This is a genomic window from Acinetobacter sp. ANC_7634, assembly GCF_056779875.1.
In genome coordinates, this window is the sequence record NZ_JBWYIT010000002.1 from 218,980 (window position 1) to 242,444 (window position 23,465).

Consider the following 23,465-nt stretch of genomic DNA (forward strand, 5'->3'; position numbering starts at 1 on the left):
CCTTAAAGAGTATTAAAAAACTATTCTATAAAAACAACAATTTGTTACTTATTTTGAGTGATATTTGAACGGAATGCGAAGATCCTTTATTCACTTGAAAATTCACTTGATGTACTTCAAATTCATAGCTTGTTAAGCTGTGGCCGGTTTTGAATAAAGCCCACGCATTGGGCCAGAAGTTGAACACGGAATGAATAGGTAATCTGAGTTTGAATAATATTGTGGTAAAAGCTGTATTAGGTATTGTTGCAGCAGGAAGCTTTGCAATTGCTTTCGGTCAAGAAAAGTTGTCTTCATATCTGCCATTTTCAGGTTCGGTTAATAATACAGCTTGTCTAAATCAATTTTATCGCCAAGAGCCACCTTATTTAATCAAAGAGAGCTTAAGTAAAGATCGCTACCCATTATGCTTTAATGGATTCACCACTATGTATTCTGGTGTCTCAAAAACACCATTATGGGTAGCTGAATATCTGAATCCAGATCGGCTGAGCCAAAAAATAAAAAGAGAAGACAGTTTCCATGAGGAGACTCGTGTAGCAGAAAAGCATCGAGCATTATTATCAGATTATCGTGGGTCGGGATATGACCGTGGTCATATGGCTCCAAATGCTGATATGCCAAATAAAGCTGCACAGTACGACAGTTTTTCTTTAGCCAATATGGTTCCTCAAGCTCCGCAGAATAACCAACAAATCTGGCGAGAAATTGAGGAAGCGACACGTGCAATCGTTACGAAGCAGAAACATGATGTGTATGTGATTACCGGGCCTGTATATAGTGGCAAAAAACTGAAAACCATTGGACGCGGTGTTATTGTTCCAACAGCGGTGTTTAAAGCCGTATATATACCTAAAACAGGTGCTATTGGCGCATATTACGCTCCAAATAATAATTCACTACAGATGCAAGTGGTCAGTGTATGCCAGTTAGAAGAAGTGCTTGGCATGAATCTGTTTCCTCAACTTACATCTGAGCAAAAGCGTAATACTTATAAATTGCCATTAAAAGCCAATCAGGTCAAAGCCCAACAAGCCATAGAGTATTCGCACTGGGATGCCGAAAGCCAATGTGCAGTTGATATCTCAACAGATCAACTCAAAGCGCTGCAAAAAGAGTTTAGTAGTCAAAGCGTACCTGTCAATACAACCGCAACGAATCAAGAGGCTAAGATCGATGAACAAGCACAAGATGCAATCGTGAAAGAGTTGGTTCAAGCGTTGTTGCAATATTTATTACAAATCCTTAAATAAAAAAGCTCGAATTCGCCCTGAAGATTCATTTATCTTCAGGGATTGATATTTATAAACTTAAAGAGATTTGCCATGTTTAAGCCTTTTAAAAATGGGACTGAGTCACATTCCATTCATGACTTGACGCTTGAAAACGATCTTGATCGTGTGAGTATTTATGGCAACTTGCAAATCACCAAAGATCAAGCCGGTTTAGCCGCTGCGAAAGCGTTAAAACAATATTTAGATGCAATGGTCATCTACTTAGAAGATCAAAAAAATTTAGTAGAAAAAATAGAAACGACGGCTGAGAATGAAATAGAAAATCCTTTCTTGTGATTCATCAATCATCTTTAGACTGAAGACTTAAATTCACAATCATCAAGTGCGAATATGATGTTGAATACGCCACTGTTGGGGCGTCATCTTCATCCACTGACGAAATGCGCGTTGGAATGCACTTTGTTCGGAATAACTGAGCAATAACGAAATCTCGTGTAAGCTGAGATAAGGATCTTGTAAATATTGAATCGCTAGAAGTTTGCGAACTTCTTGAACGCGCTGCTGATAGGTATCACCTTGATTTTGTAAATGGCGCTGAAGTTGTCTGACTGACATTCCCACTTGTTCTGCGACAGTTTGAATTTGATAATTGTGTCTTTGGATTCCAATCAGAATGGCTTGCTGTAACCGTTCATCGATTTGTGTGTTGTTGGGGAGTCGACTTAACAAATCTTGAGCTTGTTGCATCAGGAGTTTTTGTAAAGTTTGATCAGCTTGTTTAATCGGTGCTTGTAGGAGCTGGCTTGGAAAAGTAAGCTTGACATGAGGCTGAGAGAATTTTACTTTGCTCTGAAAAAAACGCTCATAAATCGCAATATTTTTTGGTGCTGGAAAGCGAAAGTGAATTTCTTGAATATGTAAATGCTCAATACCCGCATAACGTTTTAGAAATTCAACCAATAATGCCATCGCAATTTCATCCGTGATTTGTGTCGACAAATGCATTGGCAAATCTTCCCAACGTACGCTAAATACGCCTTGCTCCAGATCAACGGCGAGAGGTGTACCATCATAAATTAAACGATGATATTCATGATAACGGGTGAGTGCTTCTGCTAGGTTATCGCATGATAAAGCGATATACGCGATAATGCCTAAATGTTGCGGTTTGACCCATTGAGCAATTTCTAACCCTAACGCAGGTTGTGGGTGTACTTCATAAATTTCATTTAATATTTCACGCCAAATGCTAAAGTCAAAGCGTTCGGCTTGCTGAATACTTGCCAATTTTGCAGAAATAGGGAGACCGCTCTCTTCACAATAATTATGTAAGAGATGTCCAAGTCCACCATGAACCGAGCCTGAATAATCCTTTATCTGCTGCATGTGATTAATACTTTTCTTGTTTTATCAATTGAAATCACGATGAGTTATTAAGCCTGTTTTTACAGTGCCATACAAGCGCTTTTTCTACCATACGACATTGAAAAATATGTCGTGATTTGTCAATGAAAATTTTATCTTGCGTCAATGGTTGAGAGCTTGAGTTAGATATATTGAAAGAAAAGAAACAGGGATTTTGAACATGATTAAAGGTTTTGTTGCAGGCTTAATCATTGCCAATGGATTTGAATGGGTCGCGCATAAATATGTTCTACATGGTGTACACCGTCCGGGTAAAGCGAGGTTTAGTCCTGTGCCTAAAAATATGGAATCTCATTGGGCACATCACCGTGAAGTTAGAACACAAGATTTCCATGATGAGGGTTATGTAGAGGGAATCTCAAATTGGCGAACAAAAAATGAAATCGTATCATTGGGGATTGTTGCTGCTGTATTTGGAACAGCATTTTATCCAATCTCGAAAGGCATGAGTTTATCCGTGCTTTATAGTGCTTGTAACTACTACTACACGCATCGCAGAGCTCACCTCGAACCTCATTGGGCAAAAAAGAAAATTCCTTGGCACTATGACCACCATATGAACGCCAATCAAGATGCAAATTGGTGTGTCACTAAGCCTTGGTTTGATTACATTTTAGGGACACGTGTCATTTCAACGCCAGATTTGAAGGAAGATAACCCTTTAGGGGTGCAGTTACCGTCTTTTATTTCAAAACGAGTCAATCATATTGTTGAACAATATTTCCCCGCAAAGTGGGTTGAGCAGATAGCAGCGCGCTCCGATATTTCAAAAAAAGCTTTGGCTATAGTGGAGTAAGTCAGATTAGATATGGAATTGGCTGAATTGACATCTGGTTTGTCATGATTGGTCAATAAAATATGTAGCTTTTGTCAAGATTTCGTGCAGATCTGTCATTTATGATATGAGATGAATAAATCGGAGAATGAAAATCTGATGGTAGAACTCTCCAGTTTATCGCTTTGCATAACGAACCAAGCGCTGTTTTTTCTTGGTTTTTAGAGCCTTCGGGCTCTTTTTTTTTGCAAAAAAAAAGAGGCATTTGCCTCTTTTTTATGGGCCTGATTAAAGACGCATTTCAATGCCTTGTTCAGCTAAATATTGTTTTGCTTCCGGGATGGTGTGTTGACCAAAGTGGAAGATAGAGGCTGCCAGCACCGCATCAGCACCCCCTTGTAAAATTCCGTCTGCTAGATGTTGAAGATTACCCACACCACCTGAAGCAATCGTTGGAATCGTTACACGATCATTAATCTGACGCATCAATGCTAAGTCATAACCAGCTTTTGTACCATCTGCATCCATTGACGTAATGAGCAATTCTCCTGCGCCGTATTCTGCCATTTTCACAGACCATTCAATCGCATCGATACCCGTTGGTTTGCGACCACCATGTGTGAAAATTTCCCACTTATTTTCACCCGTTTTTTTTGCATCAATCGCAACTACAATACATTGTGCACCAAAACGTTGAGAGGCTTCTTGAACGAATTCAGGATTAAAGACAGCAGCTGAGTTAATACTGACTTTGTCTGCACCAGCGTTAAGCAATAAACGAATATCTTCAACTTTACGAACACCGCCACCTACGGTCAGTGGTACAAATACAGTTTCAGCCATACGCTCAACCGTACGGTAAGTGGTGTCACGCCCATTAGATGTTGCAGTGATATCGAGAAAAGTAATCTCATCTGCACCTTGTTCGTTATAACGACGTGCTACTTCAACTGGGTCGCCTGCATCACGAATATCAAGGAATTGAACACCTTTTACAACTCGACCGTTATCTACGTCGAGGCAAGGAATAATACGTTTAGCAAGCATAATTTTTTCCAAAAATAACAGCCGATTATGAAACTTACAGACTTTGGTGCTACACCTTGGTAGTCGGAGCAGGTATTCTATCAAAATAATGTAAGTTTTTTCGCAGGTTTTTTTATGTCGGTTTATACCACTTTGACTTTAAAGGAAGTTCAGGATTTTGCTACGCCTTATGGATTAGAGGTGATTGACCTGATTCCGATTCAAGGAGGTATTCAAAATACGAACTATTTTCTAGTTTGTGCAGATCAAACCGAATATGTTTTAACAATTTTTGAAGATATGGATGAACACGGCGCAGGTGAACTCGTCCCTGTACTTGAGCATCTGGGTCATGCAGGTCTGCCTGTGCCTGTACCTTTGAAACATTCAGGACGTTCGATTCAGATCTTAAAAAATAAACCTGCACAAATTGCGCCTAGAATGCGTGGCAAGCATCCTATGCCTTCATCACTTGAACAGGTTCAGTCCATTGCTATTGCACAGGCTCAAATACATGTGGCTCTCGATAACTTTCCCTTAGAGCGCGCAGAGTATCGTAATCATGATTATTGGTTAAGTGTGGCTCAGCAGCTTCGACCTACGCTAAATCCAGCCGATCAAGTATTATTAAATAGTTTGTTAGGTTTATATGACGCTCTTACCGCAATGTACCCTGATCGTCCACGAGGTTTTATCCATTCTGACCTATTTAGAGATAACACTTTATTTGAAGGGGCTACTTTAAAAGGGATACTCGATTTTTATGAGTTGAATAAAGATGAACTTTTGTTTGATATCGCCATTACGATGAATGATTTCTGTACAGAATATCCAAGTGTTCATTTGAATGAGGAAAAGGCCTTAGCATTCTTGGAGGCTTATCAAAGTGTACGTGAAATGACCAGTGATGAAAAATCATGCCTAGAACTCTATTTAGCGATGGCAGCTGGACGTTTCTGGATGATGCGTTTGCTAGTGGCTCAAAAGAACAAAGAAATGGGGCGTGTTAGCGAGGATATTTTGCAAAAAAATCCTTTAGAAATGCGCAATATGCTGGTTGAAAGATTAAAATTTGTCACAGCTTAAAAATTTAAAAAATCTGGGGGAAATATGCGTGATCAAGGTCGTCTAGTTGAATGGTTTGATGAAAAAGGCTATGGATTTATTCAACCCAATGATTCATCCAAAGATCGCGTTTTCCTTCACATTAAAGATTTTGCCAAACCAGGCCCAAGACCGATTCCAGGTTGTGCTTTGGAGTATATCGTTCAATTGGATGGTCAAGGTCGATTTAAAGCGAAACAAGTAACATACTTAAAAGCGACTCAGGCAAAAAAAGTAAAAACGAAGCCGCGTCATTCACCAGTTACTCAACAAAAAATGCAACCGATGCAAGTAGCGATTATTGCTTATATCTTGACGCTTGCTACATTAGTCCTATTGGGGCTATTGAGTATGATGGTGGTGTTGGTCATTTTATTGATGAACCTGATCACCTATGGCTTATATGCACACGATAAAGCGGCGGCTCAACAGGGGAGTCAACGTGTACCAGAAAATACATTACATGTGGTTTCTCTATTAGGAGGATGGCCGAGTGCTTGGCTTGCTCAGCAACGCTTGCGTCATAAAACACAAAAACAACCATTTCGAAAAATTTATTTCTGTACTATAGCGTTTAATATACTGATTATTTTATGGATAATTTCACCATTTAATGGTTTGAAATTATAAAGCCTCAAAAAAATTAAAAAGGTGACTTTATGAATTATACAGCTGATCAAGATCCAAACCGCAGCTTAACGATTTTACTTTATATCCTGTATATCATCGCTATTTTTTCAGCAGGTATTTTGGCGGTTATTGCGCTAATTATTAACTATTGGAAACGATCAAAGGTACAGGGCTCAATTTTTGAAAGTCATTTTACTTGGCAAATTCGTACTTTTTGGTGGTATTTAATTTGGAATATCATCGCGTTCCTGCCGTTTTTGTTCTTATTCTTCACGGGTGACAATCCTAATGCCTTTGCTGGTGTAGCACTGGGTGCAACAACATTCTGTATCGCAGTGATTGGTTTGTCATGGGTTTGGATTGTTTATCGTGCGATCAAAGGAATTATTAAGGTCAATGATAACGAGCCAATGTATCAATAATTAAAACTCATGAATGGGGTGGTGTCATGATTATTGAGCATGTTCATTTAAATATCAAAATGAACCAGAGTGAGGCATTCGAAAATGCTTTTAAATTAGCTAAAGACATTATTTCACCAATGAAGGGGCTAAATGCGGTTCAGCTGATTAAAAATACGAATAATGAACATGCTTATATTTTACTGATTTACTGGAACAAACTTGAAGATCATACGGAAGGTTTTAGGCAGTCAGAGGCGTATTTAAAATGGAAGGAACTCTTGCATCCCTTTTATGCGCCTATGCCTGAAGCACAGTATTTTCAACCATGTATGATGTTAAAGCTAAAAGAGCCCCAATAAGCTTATTCTTTCTTCTTAAATTTTGGTCTCCACTCACTGGTAATTACACCGAGCACAACCAACACGCCACCTAAAATTGAGAGCATAGCTAAACGCTCACCTGCTAATCTCCCAATCAAAGCCGCCCAAACAGGTTCGCCAGAATAAATAATGGCAGCCTGTGAAGGATCAACCACGCGTTGAGCCCAGTTCATGACTAACTGAATGATTGCACTTGCAAGTCCTAATCCTCCAATAATCGCAACGAAGATCCAGTTAAACTCAGGGAGTTGTGTTTCACCCACCAATGGTGCCATTAGAAAACAAATTAACGATGCAAAAATGAGTTGTAATATCGTCACTCGGCGTAAATTGACTCGAGGTGCAAAGTAACTAATGAGAATAATTTCAAGCGCAATCGCAATTGATCCTATCAAGGTAATGATCTGACCAAATTCAAGCCGAATAGCACCAAACCCATTGCCTGTTAAGAAAACTAAACCTACAAAGGCGAGTCCTGCCCCTATCCATGTCATGACATGTGGCCTTTTTTTAAAGAGCAACCACAATAAGATGGGAACCAACGGCACATAAAGTGCTGTCAAAAAGGCAGACTCGCTACTGGTGATGGTCTGTAAGCCAATGGTTTGCGTTCCATAGCCAATTGCAATCACTGTTCCAATGCAAAATCCTGCCCAAATATCTTTGGCACTAAAATATTTACAATATTGAAGTGAGATCAGACCAACAGCCAGCGCAGCTGCTGCAAATCGAAAGGCAACGAAAAGCACTGGTGTGCTGAAGTTCAATCCATATTTGACTGTTATGAAACTGGCACCCCAAATCATCGTAATTGCAATAAGGGCAAGTTGTGGTGTTTTGGTTTTGAGGGTAGGAGATAAATTCAACATATTTTTTAAGTAAGAAAAAAGAGGTCCTAAGACCTCTTTAGAAACATGCGCTATTAGAGCGCTTGTTCATCAAGTAATAATTGAGCTTCACGAAGATTTAAAGTGCCTTCATAAATTGCACGACCAGTAATCGCACCTAAAATACCAGGCTGACCTTTTAAGTTGCGAACGTCGTCAAGATTGGTCACACCGCCTGAAGCGATCACAGGTAAACCTGAATAAGTCGCAAGATTAACTGTTTGTTCGATATTCACACCTTGCATCATGCCATCACGTGCAATATCTGTATACACGATACTAGATACACCAGCATCTGCAAAGCGTTTAGCTAAATCAGTTGCTTTTACGTCAGTTACATTTGCCCAGCCATCAGTTGCGACCATGCCATTGATTGCATCAATACCGACAATGATGTGGCCTGCGAATTTTCTACAAGCTTCCTCAACAAACTCAGGTTCTTTGACTGCTTTTGTACCAATAATGACGAATGATACACCTGCATCTAAGTAGTGTTCGATAGTTTCAAGAGAACGGATGCCACCACCAATTTGAATTGGCAGTTCAGGTTGTGCTTTTGCAATCGCTTCCACAACAGGTTTGTGAATAGGTGTACCAGCGAAAGCACCATTTAGATCAACTAAATGTAAACGGCGAGCACCAGCGTCTACCCAATGTTGTGCTGTTGCCACAGGATCATCAGAGAAAACGGTATCGTCTTCCATACGACCTTGTTTTAAACGGACACATTTACCATCTTTAAGGTCAATTGCAGGGATAATCAGCATGCTTTCGCTCCTTGCCAGTATTCTGGAGTTTATTCGCAGCAATCTTAGCAAAGAAACATCAAATGAGCGAAGTAACAATGAAAAAAAACCGTCAGAACAATGTTGACGGTTTTTAATACGAACTTTGAATTAAATGTATGGTGTTGTATCTAAGTTAGAGATTAGATCAAAGCTAGTTGGTGTGATACTGGTTGGGATTGCACCTAAAGCATTTGTGATCTCTCCCGTGAATCCTACAAGATCACCCACGACAGGAATCGATGACAGAGTATCTGTTACAGGTGCTAAATCATCCAGTAAATTATCCAATGTTCCTGAGACGTCTCCTAATGTTCCTGTGACACTGCCTAAAGGATCATCAATGAGACCAGTCACGAGATCAAGAGGTTTGGTACTTGCGACATAATCTCCCGTTTCACTCACGAATCCCAAAAGATTTGAAGAAGTTTCTCCGACAACATCTACGACAGCACCTAAACCTGGCACTTGGCTTAGCAGGTCGGTCACGGGATCGGCTAAACCAGCGACTTCACCTACAACATTTGAAACATCTTTGATGGTTTGGCCTACAGTTGCAGTAGTGCCATTCAATGCAGTATTAATGCCCCCTAATAGATCTCCCTTCGAAAAATCATCAGCGATAGCGTGTAAGCCTCCGCTTAAATTTCCTAGTAAATTATTTTCAAGATTGAGTACCGATTCCACTGTATCTCCGATCAGTGGCAATTCTGTTAACTTATCCGTTAATGGTTTGGTCAGCGTCCCTACTGTGTCAACAACGGTATCTACAACTGTCGTTACGGTTTCTAGAATAAAACCAACTGCTTTCGTAATTCCCTGTAAAGCAAGGCTTAGAACGCCACTGATTTTTCCAGTAAAAAGTTTAAACATGTGCAGATTGCTCCAAAATATATGTGGTTAGTGTTGGATCTTTGTTGTTTCAGCAAGTTCATAATTAACAAAGAAAAAAATTTCAGACAAATCGAAAAAAAACAATATAAGTGGAATAATTTTGAAGATATGCCGTAAAAACAGCAACTTAATACAACACAAGGGTAATGTTTAAAAATGTTAACAAAATCAATTATTTATTGTGGTTTAATTTGGTGCTTGATAGAATAAATGTACACTTATAATGCATGAATATTATCGAGTAGCATGGTGTAAATACCTAAAATGCCAACTTGTTCGATTCGTTGATTGATTTTGTGAATTTTGTGTATTTTTTTAATGATTAAAATTGGTGCTCATTGTCTTTACATAAGTTAACAATTAATCATTGGGTCAATTTATTTTTCTTTTTTAATTCAAACTGAGTAATGAGAAAAATTAGATCACACTTTTATTTGTGAATTATCTATATTGAAAATAATTTCAATTTCATCTGATTTGTTTGGCAATATTAGACTCAACTGCATAGGCTTAATGTTAAATTGAGACTGCAGACAGTGAATAAGATTTGGACAGAAGCGATGGCAGTTCAAGAAGATGATTTATTTAGCGAAGGTGCTAAAAAACTTAGAAAATTGATCAAAGAGAAAAACATTAAACCGACTGATGTGGTGAATGCATTGGGAGTCTCTAAGGAAACGCTGTCGAAATGGGTGCAAGAGTCAACTCCTGCCAATGCTCAACATCTAGTTGAATTAGCGAAAGTACTGAGTGCTGCAGAACGATGGGTTTCAGACGCTAAAGATGGTAAAAAATCAGAAAGTTTTAAACAGTATCCTTTGAAGGATGAGTTGGCTTTAAAAGATGCAACGCCAGAACAATTAATTTCAGAACTTAAAAGTCGTTATGCTGCGCTGAATCTAAAAGCAGAAATTAAAGTAACTGTTGAGCCAATTGAAGGTGGCTTTGTCGTAAAAGATATTTAGAGTAAAGTCTGAAAAAAAGCTCACTGAAAACAGTGAGCTTTATTATGGCTTTAAATTTTCCACTCTACAAAATTTTTCAACAACTGTAAGCCAGCTGTATGACTTTTTTCTGGATGGAACTGCGTAGCAAACAAATTATCTTTATGGATTGCGGTGCAGAATTCCAAACCGTAGTTACATGTCGCAGCAATGATCTCAGATTGTTTCGGTTCAACATAGAAACTATGTACGAAATAGAAACGAGCATCTTGATCAATGTTGTTCCACATTGGATGGCTTGGATCTGCTTGGTGTACCTGATTCCAACCCATATGGGGAACTTTTAAACCTTCAATATCTGGAAAGCGTTTAACAGCACCATCAAAAATGCCTAATGCATCTGCACCACCATTTTCTTCAGAGTGTTGCAGCAGAGCTTGCATGCCGACACAAATCGCAAGGACAGGCTTGTTGAAAACGGCATTGCGTACAACCTCGTCAATGCCAGCCTCGTGCATACCTTGCATGCAATCACGCATTGCACCAACGCCTGGGAACACAATTTTATCTGCTTGAGCAATCAGCTTAGGATCATTGGTCACATCAACGGTTGCACCAACATGCTCAAGTGCTTTTGCTGCTGAGTGAAGATTTCCCATGCCATAATCAAGAAGGGCAATACGGGTCATTACAAAGTACCTTTGGTTGAAGCTACAGTATTTTCTGCACGTGGATCTACTTCACAAGCCATACGAAGTGCTCGTGCAAATGCTTTAAATACACTTTCAATTTGGTGATGGCTATTTTTACCTTTCAAATTGTCTATGTGGAGTGTCATTAATGCGTGATTCACAAAGCCTTGGAAAAACTCAGAGAATAGGTCGACATCAAAAGTACCAATGCGCGCGCGCGTAAATGGAATGTCCATCCATAAGCCAGGGCGGCCTGATAGGTCAACAACGACACGACTCAAGGACTCATCAAGTGGTGCATAGAAGTGACCATAGCGACGTAAACCTTTTTTGTCACCTAAAGCCTGTGCAAATGCCTGACCAAGGGTAATACCACAGTCTTCTACTGTATGGTGATCATCAATTTCTAAATCGCCGTCGCAATGAATATCGATATCAAATAAACCATGACGCTTGATTTGGTCGATCATATGGTCTAAAAATGGAACACCTGTATTGAGGGTGCCTTGACCAGTACCATCAAGATTCACGCGAACACGAATTTTGGTTTCGTTTGTGTTTCTTACCACTTCACTGATACGTTGCGTCATAGACACGTTCCTCAAAAACGTTAAAAATGATGAATGTAGATTTTCGATGTCACGAAAGTGACAGCATATTAGATTGCTCAGGAGGGTTAATCAATGCCTATAACCGTACATGCAATAACTTCGCTTGATAATGTTGAAGTTCGTGAACAGCTTGAGCGCTTATATGACACCAGTCCAGAATTTAGTGACGGACAAGATGCCATTGAACAACTTGAGCAAAACTTAACTCAGTATACCTTACTTTACACGGCAGAATTTAATACAAAGATCATTGGGGCCATTTGGTCAACTGGACAAGGTGAAAGTCGAACGCTTGAAAATATCGTAGTTCATCCGGCTAACCGTGGACGTGGTGTCGCAGAGCGCTTAGTGAGTGAAGCATGTCGAATGGAAGAAGAGAAAGGCGTTAATCATTTTGAGCCTGGATGTGGTGCAATACATCGTTGTTTAAGTAGTTTGGAAAAAATTTAAAACTATTGTTCGATTTTAAATATTAAAAGTTAGTCAATACTGGCTTTTTTTATTGGATTTGTATGTATTTACATCGAATAACCTAAATGTTGTTTTAAAAACATCCAGTTGTTTAAATATCCCAAAAACTTGCTTGACTATATCGAGATGAAACTGTTTAATACGCGACATCGGCGTGATAGCTCAGTTGGTAGAGCAACGGATTGAAAATCCGTGTGTCCCCAGTTCGATCCTGGGTCTCGCCACCATATTCTTTTAAGAATTTGTATTTTCAATCTCTGATCCCATCAGAGATTTTTTTTGGGTAAAATTTACTCGAACAAATAAAAAATGCATGATTTTTATTGACTATTGAGCTCAGTTACGGCTTAATACACCCCATCGGCGTGATAGCTCAGTTGGTAGAGCAACGGATTGAAAATCCGTGTGTCCCCAGTTCGATCCTGGGTCTCGCCACCATATTCGAAAAATCCTCAACAATGTTGAGGATTTTTTTTGCTTATAAAATAATACAAAATGAATTGAAGACATACATCATCCATTTTCTTTGATGTGCTAAGGTTGATTTCTCGATCAAATCCAAAATAAAAAAATGAAAGACCTATTTTCTGATCAAAGTGAGCTTTATCAACAAGCCCGTCCAAGTTATCCACAAAGTGTGATTGACGAAATCTTAAAATATGTTCAGAACTATGAAATGGCTTGGGACTGCGGGGCTGGTTCAGGACAATTCACTCGGATATTAGCTCCGCATTTTAATCAAGTCATTGCAACGGATATAAGCGCAGCACAGCTTCAGCAAGCCCCAGCAATAGATAATGTAATCTACCGAATTGAAAATGCTGAACATAGCAATTTTAAAGCACAATGTTTTGACCTGATTACAGTTGCCCAAGCCATTCATTGGTTTGACTTCGAGTTATTTTTTCAAGAAGTCTATCGAACACTGAAGCCCCAGGGTGTCTTTGCAGTGATTGGATATGGGCTTATTGAAGTGGAGAATGAGGAGCTTCAAAGCTGTATTGAAAAGCTATATCACCAAGTATTGAAAACATATTGGGAGAGTGAGCGTCACTATATTGATCTGAAATACCAAAGGATTCCATTTCCTTTTGAAGAAATCCCGACCTGTGAGCAGCACATGCATTGTAAATGGCGGATTGATCAATTGATTGATTATTTAAATACATGGTCAGCTTTAAAGAAATACTTTAAAGAAAATACGCAAGCCGATAATCAGGCGACACAAATATTAAATCAGATGAGCCAATATGCCTTAACTTTGAATGATGATACCAGTCATAAATTTAATATTCGATTCCCAATATTTTTACGGATCGGTAAATTGATAAATGCTCCTGTTTTATAAAATTTCTTAATGGTCGTGAATGAGTCTTTTAGCAAGGCATACAACTTCTTTTTCGTCATATCCCAATTGTTCATAAAAATTTTGAATATCAATAAATTCTTTTTGCACTAAAAGCTGAACTTCTGGACAACCAAGTGCAATCAATCTTTTTTCCAAATGTTGAATCAACGCTGTAGCAACACCATTCCGTTGGTGATTGGGATGTACCGCGAGGTAATTGATCCACCCCCGATGACCGTCGTAACCACCCATTAATGTGGCGATAATGAACTGATCTTTCACAGCTACTAAGAATAAGTCATCTTTTTGTGCAGCTTTCCTAAAAATATCAATTTCTGGATTATTCCATGGTCGTGTTAGATCACATCTTTCCCAGAGTTGAATGATGTCTTCTAAGTCAGTCTCAATATAAGGACGAATGATAAACATGATGCGCTCAAATGGTGGTTAATTTTAATACAGAGATTAGCCTACTCTGATGAAATTGATAACTCATAATCATCTTATGTATCTATTTTCTGCTTTACATTTATGCAGTCTTTTTAAGATAGGAAGATAAATATCAATAAAAAAGATTTGTCTGTGAGGTGAGTCTAAAAATTCTTGTTAAGTAAATGATATTTAAGATAAATGGTAGTTGTGTTTGGCTGAAATGTTTTTAAAGATGGCTTTTATTACGTTCAGTGAGAGCGATGGGGAATGAGGCAATTTAAGCAAGTTTTGTGGGGAATCTGTGCTTGGGGTCTTTCGAGTTTGAGTTGGGCGGAACATCCTAACAATGGGCATTTTAAATTACTGTCAGATGATCAGTTAAGTTTGGTCAATGCTTTAGGTATTGAGGAATCTCAAATTCGTGAAATTACATCTTTTAAATCTCAGGATTTAAACCATTTAGAAAATTTCGTGAGTGATAGAAAAAGGATTCATTATACAAAGGATGAAGAGCAACCTTTTAAAGCGCTTATGGACTTAACATCTATGAACTCTTTACAATTCAATGGACAGGTTTTGGAGCAGCGGTTTGATCTTCAAAATCGGCAGATTTACATTAAATTTGGCCCAATTCGTGTTGACCGAATGGAGATGCAGTTAAATATGGATGGAGTTTACCAATTAGGTCATATTTTAAATCCACCACAAGCACTTCTCTCGTCAGCTAAATTTTGACTCCATTGATATTTATTTGATGTCCCATAAAAAAAGAACCTCTATTACGGAGATTCTTTTGGGATTAAAGCCTGTGCACACCTTCTGTGTTTTTCTTGCCTAATTTTTAAAGTAACGCATAAAAAAGAATCCCCAAAGATGGGGATTCTTTTTAGATTAAAGCCTACGCGGACTTCGTTCTTATCTTACGTAAAAAAGAAAAGCAGTGCTTTCTTTTTTACTCAGGCTTTAGGCCTTCAGCTTTTTCTAAAGTTTCATCATTGTTGAAGAACTTTTCACGTTGTTCTTCAAGAAATTTCTTTGCATCAGCTTCAAAGACATTTAAACGTTTTTCATTGATTAAAGTAGTTTGATGCTTCAACCATTCGCCCCATGCTTGCTTAGAAACACTATCAAATAGTTCCTGACCTTTGGGACCAGGGAATGGTGCAAAATCCAAACCTTCCATTTCTTTTTGATACTTACGGCAAAATACTTGGCGAGACATATCAATACTCCAAAAATATAATCAGAAATTAAGCATAAAGAGCTTGTAAACGCGCATGAGCACGCTCAATTGCTGCTTCAACTTGAGCTGGTGCTGTTCCACCGATGTGGTTACGTGCATTGACAGAAGCTTCTAAAGTTAATGCTTTTTCAAAGACGTCAGCTTGAATTAAATCAGAGAATTGTTGAAGTTGTTCAAGCGTAAGTTCTGATAAATCCTTACCTTCTTGTACGCCAAGCGCAACTGCTTTACCGACGATTTCATGTGCATCGCGGAATGCAACACCATTTTTCACTAAGTAATCAGCAAGGTCGGTTGCTGTTGAGAAACCACGCAGCGCAGCTTCGCGCATTTCAGGAATATTTGGAACAAGTGCAGGAATCATGTCTGCGAAAGCCATCAAAGAGCCTCGAACTGTATCGATAGCATCAAATAGTGGTTCTTTATCTTCTTGGTTGTCTTTGTTATATGCCAAAGGTTGACCTTTCATGAGGGTAAGTAGACTCATTAAGTCGCCATATACACGGCCTGTTTTACCACGAACAAGTTCAGGTACATCAGGATTTTTCTTCTGAGGCATAATCGAAGAGCCTGTGCAGAAGCGGTCAGGAATATTCACAAACTTGAATTGTGCAGATGTCCAAAGAATTAATTCTTCAGACATGCGAGATAAGTGCATCATGATGAGTGATGCCGCAGCATTAAACTCAATACCAAAATCACGATCAGATACAGCATCTAATGAGTTTTCTGCAACTGCTTCAAATCCTAAAAGTTCTGCTGTATAAGCACGATCGATTGGATAAGTGGTACCTGCAAGCGCAGCAGAACCTAAAGGCATGCGATTCACGCGTTTACGGCAGTCAATCAGGCGTTCTGAGTCACGTACCAGCATTTCAAACCATGCCATTAAATGATGTCCAAACGTCACAGGTTGTGCAGTTTGAAGATGGGTAAAGCCAGGCATAATTGTATTTGTATTTTTAGCAGCCAAACCTAGAATGCCTTTTTGCAGTTTGTGTAATAACTCTAGGATGGCATCAATTTCATCACGTACATACAAACGAATATCCGTTGCTACTTGGTCATTACGGCTACGACCTGTATGTAATTTCTTCCCTGTAATCCCAATACGTTGTGTTAATCGAGATTCAATGTTCATGTGAACATCTTCTAAATCAATACGCCATTCGAAGTTGCCAGCTTCAATGTCCGCTTTAATTGCGGTTAAGCCTGCGATGATGTCATCACGCTCTTGTTCAGTGAGTACACCGACTTTTGCCAACATCGTTGCATGTGCGATTGAACCTGCAATATCTTGTTTATAAAAGCGTTGGTCAAATTGGACAGATGCTGTAAATTCAGCGACAAAGGCATCAGTTGCTTCGGAAAAACGACCGCCCCACATACCTGAAGTTTGGGCTTGTGACGGATTAGAGGAATTAGAAGATGTGGTCATGTCGGCTCAGTAAAAGAAAAAGCAGTAATTTTGCATCCAGTATAACAAATTCAAATCAAGATGCCGAAGTCTTGCCTATGGATAATTCTTCAAAAGATAAACAAGAATTTATTGATGCGAATTTCTTTGTACGTATTGGGCAATGGCAATATTTTGCAGAGTTATTTATTGCCAGTATTTTTTTGGCGTTATTGCTGTGCCTAGCAGAGTCACAGTCTTGGTCAAATTTACAGACATCACAAGTGATCAAGTATGTGCTTTATATCAATTGGGTGGTATTGGTCTTTATTGCCGTAATTGATTTATTTAGGGAGTTTTGGCAAAAACTAACCACTTTGCAGTCTGCGATTTATACATTTGTACTATTAGAACTCATCATCCTCTTCACTACTTGTAGTTTGAATTTTCTGTTTTTTTGGGGAAGTAACTTTTCTTTACAAAAATTTTCATGGTTACTTTTATTTGATCATGTGATTTTACACATGAGCTATGGCGTATTGTTGATCACTTTTTGTTTACGATATATCTATGTTCGGGGTGAGTGGTTAAAGCAGCAACAAGGTGAATTGAATGCTCGAATTCAAGCCATGCAAGCAAGAATACATCCACACTTTCTTTTTAATAGTTTAAATAGTGTGGTGAGTCTGATTGGGAGTGATCCAGATAAAGCAGAGCAAATGCTCATCGATCTTTCAAGGTTGTTTAGAGCAAGCTTTCAAGAGCTGAAAATTGTCACATTAAAAGAAGAAATCCAATTGTGTGAACATTATTTGGCGGTTGAAAAGCTAAGGTTGGGTTCGAGATTAAATGTGGAATGGAATATCTTGCAACCAGAGCAGTTGGGCCAAGCAAGTATTCCTTTTTTAACTTTACAGCCTTTAATTGAGAATAGTATCTTTCATGGGGTGGAGAAAAAGTTAATTGATGCAAAGATTGTCATATTGGTTGAAATATTACAAAATCAAGTCACTATAGTCATTACTAACCCTTATATAGCCGATAAAATGGCCAATAGGGAGGGGAATGGTATTGCGATAGAAAACGTGAAACAGCGTTTGAAAGCACACTATGGGTATACGGTACAGTTTAGGAGTCATGCAGGTAATGGAATTTACACGACTGTAGTCCAGTACCAATATAAATAAAATCAAGTTAATACATTAAAATAAGTAACGTTAACTTGAGCAAGGAGGAACAATGGACATCCTAATTTGTGATGATGAGCCACTCGCGGTTGAGCGCTTATCTCGCTTGGTCACTCAATTGGGGCATCAAGTTGTTGCAACTGCGCACCATGGAAAAGAAGCTTTGACCTTAGTGCAACAATATGAGCCTGATGTAATTTTACTTGACATCCAAATGCCTGAAATGGATGGTTTGACATGTGCTCAGCATCTTTCACAGCTAAACCCAATGCCCGCTATTGTTTTTTGCACGGCCTATGATGAGCATGCTTTGACTGCGATTCAGGCACAAGCGAAAGGCTATTTATTAAAACCGATTATCAAATCAGAATTAGAAAATACACTCAATAATTTAACTAAACTTACTCAAGCTCAAATGTCGAATATAGAGCAAAAAGAAAATATGGAAGAAAAACATCAACGTCAGCAAATCGCTGCGAAAACGTATCGTGGTCTTGAACTCATTCCTATCGAAAATGTTTACTATTTTCTAGCTGATCAGAAATACGTAACAGTACGACACAAAAACGGCAGTGTGTTGATTGATGAGACTTTAAAAGATCTAGAGCGTGAGTTTTCAAATAAATTTATACGAATTCATCGAAATGCGCTGATTGCATTGGATTATTTGGATGGATTGGAGTTGGTTGCTTCAGGCCAGTATCAAGTTCGTTGTCGTGAACTTGAAGAGAAATTGGCGGTCAGTCGCCGTCACTTACCTTTGCTTAGAGAAAGAATTCAAAATATTTAGTTGCCTAAAATTATAGTGATTGCCGAACAATTTACTTGCAATTTTGGGACAGCAGGGTAAGTTTAGGATGTCTAAAGTTTGGCAGCATTAAAATGATCAAAACCTTAAAAATTGCAACTCGTCAAAGTCCATTGGCTTTATGGCAAGCGGAGCATATTCGTGAGCGACTTGAGACCCTACATGCTGGCCTAAAAGTTGAGTTGGTGACGTTTGTGACCCAAGGTGATAAAATTTTAGACACTCCTTTAGCCAAGATTGGTGGAAAAGGTTTATTTGTTAAAGAGCTTGAGGCTGCATTACTTGATGGTCGTGCAGATCTGGCTGTCCATTCCATGAAAGATGTGCCGATGGCGCTCCCAGAAGGATTAAGTCTTGCCGTGATTTGCGAGCGAGAAGATCCTTTAGATGCTTTTGTTTCGAATAATTATAGCAAGTTTGAAGATTTGCCCCTTGGTGCCAAAGTAGGAACCTCAAGTTTGCGTCGTAAATGTCAAATTTTAAAAGCCCGTCCAGATCTTGAGATTATAGATTTACGTGGAAATGTAGGCACACGACTATCTAAGCTTGATGATGGGCTTTACGATGCCATCATTCTGGCAAGTGCAGGCTTAAAACGTTTAGGTTTAGCAGAGCGTATTCGACACACGCTGGATGCACAGACGAGTTTACCCGCAGTTGGCCAAGGTGCATTAGGTCTTGAGTGTCGAGGTGACGATGCACGCGTATTAGAGTTGATTCGACCTTTATTACATGCAGAAACTGATGCGTGTGTTCGTGCAGAACGGGCATTTAATGCTTATTTGGAAGGCGGGTGTCAGGTACCAATTGCGGGATATGCGACTTTAAATGATCAACAGATTCAATTAGAGGGGCGCGTAGGCAGTGTGGATGGTCAAACATTATTGGTTGCTAAAGTAGAAGGTCCAGTTGAACAAGCTGAAACGTTGGGTGTTTCACTAGCAAAAGCTTTGATTGACCAAGGTGCTGCTGATTTATTAAAAGCACTGTATAAATAAAAAAATGAAATGAAGTTTATCAATACTCGACCTGCAGATCGTGCTAAGCCTCTCAATGAGGCACTGGTACGTGCAGGATATGAGCCTATCGAGTTATCTGTACTAGAGTTGGCTGCTGTTCATTGGAGTGATGAACTTGATCAGCTCTTTCAGCAATTAATTTCAGCACAAGTGATTGTGGTCGTCAGTCCAACAGCCGTTGAAGTTGGCATGCAGTTTCTCGAAAAATCGGGACTTAGATTGACCGATTTAAATCATATCAAATGGATTGCAGTTGGCCGGAAAACAGCTGAAGCTCTAAGTCGATATGGTGTTAAAAGTTTAGTTCCAGATGTTGAAACATCTGAAGGAATGTTAAGTCTTCCGGTTTTAACACAAAATGCTGATCTCAAACGTATTGCGTTTTGGCGGGGAGAAGGTGGCCGTCAGTTCATGATGCAGCAGTGTCGTACTGCTAAAATTGAAGTACTTAATTTTGTTTTATACTCCCGCTACTGCCCAAGTGATGCTCAAGATAAATTTAAACATCTACTTGAAGCATTCACTGCAAATCCACAACCTTATGCTGTATTGATTAGTAGTGAAGCCAGTTGGAAAAATTGGCTGAGTTTATGCAAAAATTATCCTGTATTTATGCAACACGGTCATTACTTGGTTTTAGCGGATCGTTTATATCAGATCGTGTGTATGTATCAACAGACCTCAAATACTAAATTTCAAATCACTCAAATTGCGGACTTAATGCCAGATACGATTTTGTCGCAGCTTGAAAGTGAACATAGGCACTCATGAAGAAAATTTTATATCTATTCATTTTAGGCTTAATCATTTGGTTGATTAAACTCAGCTATGATCATTTTTCATTACAAGAAAAAGTTGAGTTGCTACAACAAACTCAACATAAATCAGAGCAATTAGTGGCAAGTTTGAATGATCAGTTGGTAGCAATTCAGCGCTCAAATCAGCAGGTTTCGTCTCAATCCAATCCACCTCAGCAAAACAATAATCAACAAGAAATTCAATCTGAAATCAATCCAATCAAACTCTTAAGTCAAAAATTAGAGCTAATTCAATTTGCCTTAGATCAACATGAGTTTGTATATGCACTTGAGCAACTCAATCAACTGGATCAACTGGTTGAGCGCTTGGCTTTGGCAGATACATTGCAGGTTTCAATGCATCGAGCTGTTGAGCATGATCAAAAAATGATTCAACAATATGTTGTGGCAAAAAATATTCAAATTGCTCAGTTAGGTGACTTGCTTGAAAATATTGATGCAAATTTGAAAAATGAACAACAAGTACAGCAACTCACGAGTGATAACTCTTCGCAATCCTCATGGTTTGAGCGTGTATTCAAAGTTGAACGCGTTGATGAACAGATGCCGGTATTACTTAATCGAAGATTAGTTTTAAAAGAAGTTCAATTGAGAGTGTTATTTGCTCAAAGAGCACTACAACAAGGACATTACATTGATTATCAAAATGCACTGACCTCAATTATCGATGAACTGGATCAACTGCCTGATGCTGCGGCAATCAAAATAAAAAATAAAGCGAAACATCTCAAACTAGCACAACTTTTACCTGTCCCTAAATTGAACAGTAAAGCAATTTTAGAGGGCTAATCATGAAACATATTTTTATAGTTTATGCATTAGTTGGTTTAATGATATTAGCCGTGTTAAGTGTGCTGAGTTATCAAGAAGGGCCAGGTTATATTTACATGCTTTGGCACGGTATTCAGATTCAAACGAACCTCTGGTTTGTTTCATTTTTTCTTCTATTCGTTGCTTTATCTCTTCATCTTTTATGGTTTTGGGTTGGAAAGATGAGATCAAGAGAGCAGCGTAAAATTCAACAAGTGACAGACTTTTCAAGGTTACATACGTATGAAAAATTAGGTGTTTTGTGGGTTTTGGAGGCCAACACAAAACAGCGAGAATATTTACAACCTGTGTTTGAGAACTCAGGATTACTCAAAGAAGTTATTCAATCTCGTATTTGGTTGAAGCAAGATCGTATTGATGATGCGTTGAGAGTTTTACAACAAAGTCCTGCAGATGCTTTTGAATTGGCTGAACTCCAGCGTATTGAAATTTATTTAGCTCAAGAGCTTCCAGATCAGGCTTTAACCCATTTAGAGTTTTTACATGGTCATATGCTGTCACCTTGGTTAAAAGATCTTGAAGATGCTTATCAGCATAAGTTGAATCATCTATGGGGTAGATTTGCGATTCAATATCCATGGCATTATTTAAAAGCCACGCAATATGGTCATTTAGATTTGGAACATAAAAAGAAATGGCTTTTAAAGCTACTCAATGATTTTGACAACGTTTCAAATACAGATTTAGAGCTTATTCAAATTCGGTATGCTCAAATGAGTGATCAAATTGTGTCGTCTTCATATGGTATTAAATCGTTATGGTTAAAACTTATTTCTCGCATTCCTGAGATGGCTTTTGATGAAACTCAACTTTCTTTGTCTTTATTAGAAGAACGGTTCGATCAGGATATTTTTTATTTATGGTTTCAACAACAATTGTTAAAACAAAATCCTGATTATGAAATGCTTGAAAACCAGATTGATCATTTTGAAATGAAATATCCTGGATTACCGATTTTGAGTTTTTCTAAATGGCATATTTATACTGCGACTCATCGTGAACAGGATGCTGAGGCATTATTGCAATTATATCCTGATCACCCTTTAATGAACTATTTAAGAATTAAATCTGTATTAAAAGGCGATGCTGTATTAACTCAGCAATTGAACAGTGTCTTTGAGACCCATAATAAATTTATTCAATTTAAGTTATGAGAATGATGAATGAAACAAATGAATGAGTACAAAGTCATTACCCATCAAAAAGTCGCTTGGGGTGATATGGATGCTTTTGGACATGTCAATAATGTGATTTATTATCGCTATATTGAAACTGCTCGAATAGAGTATTTAAATCAATTAGAAATCTTAGCGTTAAATATTAATACTGTTGTGGCTTCAAATAGTTGTAAATATCTTAAACCAGTGTTTTATCCTGATTATTTACGCATTGGAACTAAAGTGGTTGAATTGCGTAACTCTGCCTTCAGGATGGAATATACAGTTTGGAGTGAGCAACAGGATGAAATTGTGGCAATTGCTGAGGCCGTTATAGTTTGTGTGGATAAAAATACAATGCAAAAGGTTTTGATTCCAGAGCATATTAGAGAAAAAATAATAGAAATAGACTCGGTTAATTAATGTGTTAAATTATTTGTTTTATTTATGTATATTAAATAACATGATGGATTGATTAAAATAATTTATAACAATAAGATGGCGCTTTATAAATCTAATAATGATATTGAATTTTTTGGAGTAAATGTTATGCCTGATATTAGTAATTTATCTGTTGAAGAGTTAAGAAAGTTAACTGCTGAAGCCCAAGCTTTGATCGAGTCTAAGAAAGATCAGGAAATTGAAGATGCTTATCATCAGATTACTCAAATTGCTGAATCAGTGGGTATGTCTTTAGAGCAATTCATTGAATATGGTGCACAAAAGCGTAAGAAAAGCACGCGTAAATCTGTAGAGCCTCGTTATCGTAATAAAAATAATACTGCGGAGACTTGGACAGGGCGTGGAAAGAAGCCACGTTGGTTGGTTGCAGAGCTTGAAAAAGGTGCCAAATTAGAAGATTTCCTTATCTAATTTCACTGATTTGTCATGTAATGACACTAATATTAAAAAAACCAAGCAAATCTGCTTGGTTTTTTTATAAGTGAATTGGAGAAGTGTAAA

29 protein-coding genes and 2 tRNA genes are annotated in these 23,465 nt (G+C 38.3%); 21 read left to right on the plus strand and 10 right to left on the minus strand.

The features are described from left to right. Positions 1-209: 209 nt before the first annotated feature. Together AC1M9A_RS04830 and AC1M9A_RS04835 are read left to right on the plus strand one after the other, a co-directional pair. Positions 210-1,253, plus strand: coding sequence for a DNA/RNA non-specific endonuclease (locus AC1M9A_RS04830; protein WP_481609757.1), 1,044 nt, complete (start codon positions 210-212; stop codon positions 1,251-1,253). A 72-nt stretch (positions 1,254-1,325) separates the two neighbouring features. Then, on the plus strand, positions 1,326-1,571 hold the full coding sequence (locus AC1M9A_RS04835) for a hypothetical protein (protein ID WP_035267579.1): 246 nt from the start codon (positions 1,326-1,328) through the stop codon (positions 1,569-1,571). 42 nt (positions 1,572-1,613) lie between these two features. On the opposite strand, the gene AC1M9A_RS04840 is transcribed toward AC1M9A_RS04835, so the two are convergent. After that, complete coding sequence (locus AC1M9A_RS04840) at positions 1,614-2,621, minus strand: AraC family transcriptional regulator (RefSeq protein WP_035267577.1); 1,008 nt, start codon at positions 2,619-2,621, stop codon at positions 1,614-1,616. A gap of 199 nt (positions 2,622-2,820) precedes the next feature. Here AC1M9A_RS04840 and AC1M9A_RS04845 point away from each other — a divergent pair, with 199 nt between their 5' ends. Then, entirely contained in the window at positions 2,821-3,456 is a 636-nt protein-coding gene (locus tag AC1M9A_RS04845) for a hypothetical protein (RefSeq protein ID WP_035267575.1), read from the plus strand. Positions 3,457-3,723: 267 nt separating this feature from the next. On the opposite strand, the gene hisF is transcribed toward AC1M9A_RS04845, so the two are convergent. Beyond that, the gene (gene hisF / locus AC1M9A_RS04850) at positions 3,724-4,482 is read right to left on the minus strand and encodes an imidazole glycerol phosphate synthase subunit HisF (RefSeq protein WP_035267573.1); all 759 of its coding nucleotides are present in this window, start codon (positions 4,480-4,482) and stop codon (positions 3,724-3,726) included. Positions 4,483-4,596: 114 nt separating this feature from the next. Here hisF and AC1M9A_RS04855 point away from each other — a divergent pair, with 114 nt between their 5' ends. From AC1M9A_RS04855 to AC1M9A_RS04870, 4 genes are read left to right on the plus strand one after another with little or no spacing between them, the layout of a single operon-like run. Then, the gene (locus AC1M9A_RS04855) at positions 4,597-5,547 is read left to right on the plus strand and encodes a homoserine kinase (protein ID WP_481609758.1); all 951 of its coding nucleotides are present in this window, start codon (positions 4,597-4,599) and stop codon (positions 5,545-5,547) included. A 24-nt stretch (positions 5,548-5,571) separates the two neighbouring features. After that, positions 5,572-6,195, plus strand: coding sequence for a DUF1294 domain-containing protein (locus AC1M9A_RS04860; RefSeq protein WP_035267569.1), 624 nt, complete (start codon positions 5,572-5,574; stop codon positions 6,193-6,195). 29 nt (positions 6,196-6,224) lie between these two features. Beyond that, on the plus strand, positions 6,225-6,617 hold the full coding sequence (locus AC1M9A_RS04865; protein WP_035267567.1) for a DUF4870 family protein: 393 nt from the start codon (positions 6,225-6,227) through the stop codon (positions 6,615-6,617). 26 nt (positions 6,618-6,643) lie between these two features. After that, a complete protein-coding gene (locus AC1M9A_RS04870) occupies positions 6,644-6,958 on the plus strand; it encodes an antibiotic biosynthesis monooxygenase family protein (protein ID WP_035267565.1) in 315 nt (104 codons plus the stop codon). Positions 6,959-6,960: 2 nt separating this feature from the next. On the opposite strand, the gene AC1M9A_RS04875 is transcribed toward AC1M9A_RS04870, so the two are convergent. From AC1M9A_RS04875 to AC1M9A_RS04885, 3 genes are all read right to left on the minus strand, one after another. Beyond that, the gene (locus AC1M9A_RS04875; RefSeq protein ID WP_481591884.1) at positions 6,961-7,848 is read right to left on the minus strand and encodes a DMT family transporter; all 888 of its coding nucleotides are present in this window, start codon (positions 7,846-7,848) and stop codon (positions 6,961-6,963) included. A 53-nt stretch (positions 7,849-7,901) separates the two neighbouring features. Beyond that, a complete protein-coding gene (gene hisA, locus AC1M9A_RS04880; RefSeq protein WP_035267561.1) occupies positions 7,902-8,633 on the minus strand; it encodes a 1-(5-phosphoribosyl)-5-[(5-phosphoribosylamino)methylideneamino]imidazole-4-carboxamide isomerase in 732 nt (243 codons plus the stop codon). 129 nt (positions 8,634-8,762) lie between these two features. Further along, positions 8,763-9,524 (minus strand): hypothetical protein, encoded by a 762-nt coding sequence (locus AC1M9A_RS04885; protein WP_481609759.1) that lies wholly within the window; start codon positions 9,522-9,524, stop codon positions 8,763-8,765. Between the two features lie 557 nt (positions 9,525-10,081). Here AC1M9A_RS04885 and AC1M9A_RS04890 point away from each other — a divergent pair. Then, complete coding sequence (locus AC1M9A_RS04890; protein ID WP_228133253.1) at positions 10,082-10,510, plus strand: helix-turn-helix domain-containing protein; 429 nt, start codon at positions 10,082-10,084, stop codon at positions 10,508-10,510. 50 nt (positions 10,511-10,560) lie between these two features. Here AC1M9A_RS04890 and hisH read toward each other — a convergent pair whose 3' ends face one another. Then, a complete protein-coding gene (hisH, locus tag AC1M9A_RS04895) occupies positions 10,561-11,178 on the minus strand; it encodes an imidazole glycerol phosphate synthase subunit HisH (RefSeq protein WP_035267559.1) in 618 nt (205 codons plus the stop codon). After that, entirely contained in the window at positions 11,178-11,771 is a 594-nt protein-coding gene (hisB, locus tag AC1M9A_RS04900) for an imidazoleglycerol-phosphate dehydratase HisB (RefSeq protein ID WP_035267557.1), read from the minus strand. The genes hisH and hisB overlap by 1 nt, the downstream gene beginning before the upstream one ends. A 93-nt stretch (positions 11,772-11,864) precedes the next feature. On the opposite strand from hisB, the gene AC1M9A_RS04905 reads away from it, so the two are divergent. The 4 genes from AC1M9A_RS04905 (at position 11,865) to AC1M9A_RS04920 (ending at position 13,611) form a co-directional block, all read left to right on the plus strand. Next, a complete protein-coding gene (locus tag AC1M9A_RS04905) occupies positions 11,865-12,242 on the plus strand; it encodes a GNAT family N-acetyltransferase (protein ID WP_481588832.1) in 378 nt (125 codons plus the stop codon). Between the two features lie 172 nt (positions 12,243-12,414). Further along, positions 12,415-12,490: transfer RNA gene (locus AC1M9A_RS04910), tRNA-Phe, on the plus strand. Positions 12,491-12,625: 135 nt separating this feature from the next. Next, positions 12,626-12,701 (plus strand) — tRNA-Phe (locus AC1M9A_RS04915). 133 nt (positions 12,702-12,834) lie between these two features. Then, complete coding sequence (locus AC1M9A_RS04920) at positions 12,835-13,611, plus strand: class I SAM-dependent methyltransferase (RefSeq protein ID WP_481609760.1); 777 nt, start codon at positions 12,835-12,837, stop codon at positions 13,609-13,611. Positions 13,612-13,617: 6 nt separating this feature from the next. Here AC1M9A_RS04920 and AC1M9A_RS04925 read toward each other — a convergent pair whose 3' ends face one another. Continuing rightward, positions 13,618-14,040, minus strand: coding sequence for a GNAT family acetyltransferase (locus tag AC1M9A_RS04925; protein WP_179999046.1), 423 nt, complete (start codon positions 14,038-14,040; stop codon positions 13,618-13,620). A 270-nt stretch (positions 14,041-14,310) separates the two neighbouring features. Between AC1M9A_RS04925 and AC1M9A_RS04930 the strand changes: the two genes are divergently transcribed. Then, a complete protein-coding gene (locus tag AC1M9A_RS04930) occupies positions 14,311-14,778 on the plus strand; it encodes a hypothetical protein (RefSeq protein WP_481592867.1) in 468 nt (155 codons plus the stop codon). A gap of 217 nt (positions 14,779-14,995) precedes the next feature. Here the strand turns inward: AC1M9A_RS04930 and AC1M9A_RS04935 are convergent, their stop codons facing one another. Next, complete coding sequence (locus AC1M9A_RS04935) at positions 14,996-15,265, minus strand: oxidative damage protection protein (RefSeq protein ID WP_035267550.1); 270 nt, start codon at positions 15,263-15,265, stop codon at positions 14,996-14,998. Positions 15,266-15,293: 28 nt separating this feature from the next. Then, complete coding sequence (argH, locus tag AC1M9A_RS04940; RefSeq protein ID WP_481609761.1) at positions 15,294-16,724, minus strand: argininosuccinate lyase; 1,431 nt, start codon at positions 16,722-16,724, stop codon at positions 15,294-15,296. Between argH and AC1M9A_RS04945 the strand changes: the two genes are divergently transcribed. The 8 genes from AC1M9A_RS04945 (at position 16,715) to AC1M9A_RS04980 (ending at position 23,375) form a co-directional block, all read left to right on the plus strand. Further along, positions 16,715-17,869: a sensor histidine kinase gene (locus tag AC1M9A_RS04945; protein WP_035267548.1), complete on the plus strand. Its 1,155-nt coding sequence runs from the start codon at positions 16,715-16,717 to the stop codon at positions 17,867-17,869. The two genes, argH and AC1M9A_RS04945, sit on opposite strands and share 10 nt — an antisense overlap. A 52-nt stretch (positions 17,870-17,921) precedes the next feature. After that, positions 17,922-18,659 (plus strand): LytR/AlgR family response regulator transcription factor, encoded by a 738-nt coding sequence (locus tag AC1M9A_RS04950; protein WP_481586831.1) that lies wholly within the window; start codon positions 17,922-17,924, stop codon positions 18,657-18,659. A 95-nt stretch (positions 18,660-18,754) separates the two neighbouring features. After that, complete coding sequence (gene hemC, locus AC1M9A_RS04955; protein ID WP_481586959.1) at positions 18,755-19,675, plus strand: hydroxymethylbilane synthase; 921 nt, start codon at positions 18,755-18,757, stop codon at positions 19,673-19,675. Positions 19,676-19,684: 9 nt separating this feature from the next. Further along, on the plus strand, positions 19,685-20,467 hold the full coding sequence (locus AC1M9A_RS04960; RefSeq protein WP_481609762.1) for a uroporphyrinogen-III synthase: 783 nt from the start codon (positions 19,685-19,687) through the stop codon (positions 20,465-20,467). Beyond that, positions 20,464-21,303 (plus strand): hypothetical protein, encoded by an 840-nt coding sequence (locus AC1M9A_RS04965; protein ID WP_481609763.1) that lies wholly within the window; start codon positions 20,464-20,466, stop codon positions 21,301-21,303. Before AC1M9A_RS04960 ends, AC1M9A_RS04965 begins: the two co-directional genes overlap by 4 nt. Before the next feature lie 2 nt (positions 21,304-21,305). Continuing rightward, positions 21,306-22,499, plus strand: coding sequence for a heme biosynthesis protein HemY (locus AC1M9A_RS04970; protein ID WP_481586828.1), 1,194 nt, complete (start codon positions 21,306-21,308; stop codon positions 22,497-22,499). A 9-nt stretch (positions 22,500-22,508) separates the two neighbouring features. Beyond that, entirely contained in the window at positions 22,509-22,925 is a 417-nt protein-coding gene (locus AC1M9A_RS04975; RefSeq protein ID WP_481609764.1) for an acyl-CoA thioesterase, read from the plus strand. A gap of 126 nt (positions 22,926-23,051) precedes the next feature. After that, a complete protein-coding gene (locus tag AC1M9A_RS04980) occupies positions 23,052-23,375 on the plus strand; it encodes an H-NS histone family protein (RefSeq protein WP_035267603.1) in 324 nt (107 codons plus the stop codon). Positions 23,376-23,465 lie beyond the last annotated feature (90 nt).

Coding starts and splice junctions, on each gene's coding strand:
- AC1M9A_RS04975 (WP_481609764.1), top strand. CDS start 22,509: ATGAAACAAATGAATGAGTACAAAGTCATTACCCATCAAAAAGTCGCT.
- AC1M9A_RS04840 (WP_035267577.1), bottom strand. CDS start 2,621: ATGCAGCAGATAAAGGATTATTCAGGCTCGGTTCATGGTGGACTTGGA.
- hisA (WP_035267561.1), bottom strand. CDS start 8,633: ATGCTGATTATCCCTGCAATTGACCTTAAAGATGGTAAATGTGTCCGT.
- AC1M9A_RS04905 (WP_481588832.1), top strand. CDS start 11,865: ATGCCTATAACCGTACATGCAATAACTTCGCTTGATAATGTTGAAGTT.
- AC1M9A_RS04960 (WP_481609762.1), top strand. CDS start 19,685: ATGAAGTTTATCAATACTCGACCTGCAGATCGTGCTAAGCCTCTCAAT.
- AC1M9A_RS04920 (WP_481609760.1), top strand. CDS start 12,835: ATGAAAGACCTATTTTCTGATCAAAGTGAGCTTTATCAACAAGCCCGT.
- AC1M9A_RS04855 (WP_481609758.1), top strand. CDS start 4,597: ATGTCGGTTTATACCACTTTGACTTTAAAGGAAGTTCAGGATTTTGCT.
- hisF (WP_035267573.1), bottom strand. CDS start 4,482: ATGCTTGCTAAACGTATTATTCCTTGCCTCGACGTAGATAACGGTCGA.
- hisH (WP_035267559.1), bottom strand. CDS start 11,178: ATGACCCGTATTGCCCTTCTTGATTATGGCATGGGAAATCTTCACTCA.
- AC1M9A_RS04860 (WP_035267569.1), top strand. CDS start 5,572: ATGCGTGATCAAGGTCGTCTAGTTGAATGGTTTGATGAAAAAGGCTAT.
- AC1M9A_RS04930 (WP_481592867.1), top strand. CDS start 14,311: ATGAGGCAATTTAAGCAAGTTTTGTGGGGAATCTGTGCTTGGGGTCTT.
- AC1M9A_RS04935 (WP_035267550.1), bottom strand. CDS start 15,265: ATGTCTCGCCAAGTATTTTGCCGTAAGTATCAAAAAGAAATGGAAGGT.
- argH (WP_481609761.1), bottom strand. CDS start 16,724: ATGACCACATCTTCTAATTCCTCTAATCCGTCACAAGCCCAAACTTCA.
- AC1M9A_RS04950 (WP_481586831.1), top strand. CDS start 17,922: ATGGACATCCTAATTTGTGATGATGAGCCACTCGCGGTTGAGCGCTTA.
- AC1M9A_RS04925 (WP_179999046.1), bottom strand. CDS start 14,040: ATGTTTATCATTCGTCCTTATATTGAGACTGACTTAGAAGACATCATT.
- AC1M9A_RS04845 (WP_035267575.1), top strand. CDS start 2,821: ATGATTAAAGGTTTTGTTGCAGGCTTAATCATTGCCAATGGATTTGAA.
- AC1M9A_RS04865 (WP_035267567.1), top strand. CDS start 6,225: ATGAATTATACAGCTGATCAAGATCCAAACCGCAGCTTAACGATTTTA.
- AC1M9A_RS04875 (WP_481591884.1), bottom strand. CDS start 7,848: ATGTTGAATTTATCTCCTACCCTCAAAACCAAAACACCACAACTTGCC.
- AC1M9A_RS04980 (WP_035267603.1), top strand. CDS start 23,052: ATGCCTGATATTAGTAATTTATCTGTTGAAGAGTTAAGAAAGTTAACT.
- AC1M9A_RS04870 (WP_035267565.1), top strand. CDS start 6,644: ATGATTATTGAGCATGTTCATTTAAATATCAAAATGAACCAGAGTGAG.
- AC1M9A_RS04885 (WP_481609759.1), bottom strand. CDS start 9,524: ATGTTTAAACTTTTTACTGGAAAAATCAGTGGCGTTCTAAGCCTTGCT.
- hisB (WP_035267557.1), bottom strand. CDS start 11,771: ATGACGCAACGTATCAGTGAAGTGGTAAGAAACACAAACGAAACCAAA.
- AC1M9A_RS04945 (WP_035267548.1), top strand. CDS start 16,715: ATGTGGTCATGTCGGCTCAGTAAAAGAAAAAGCAGTAATTTTGCATCC.
- AC1M9A_RS04970 (WP_481586828.1), top strand. CDS start 21,306: ATGAAACATATTTTTATAGTTTATGCATTAGTTGGTTTAATGATATTA.
- AC1M9A_RS04965 (WP_481609763.1), top strand. CDS start 20,464: ATGAAGAAAATTTTATATCTATTCATTTTAGGCTTAATCATTTGGTTG.
- AC1M9A_RS04835 (WP_035267579.1), top strand. CDS start 1,326: ATGTTTAAGCCTTTTAAAAATGGGACTGAGTCACATTCCATTCATGAC.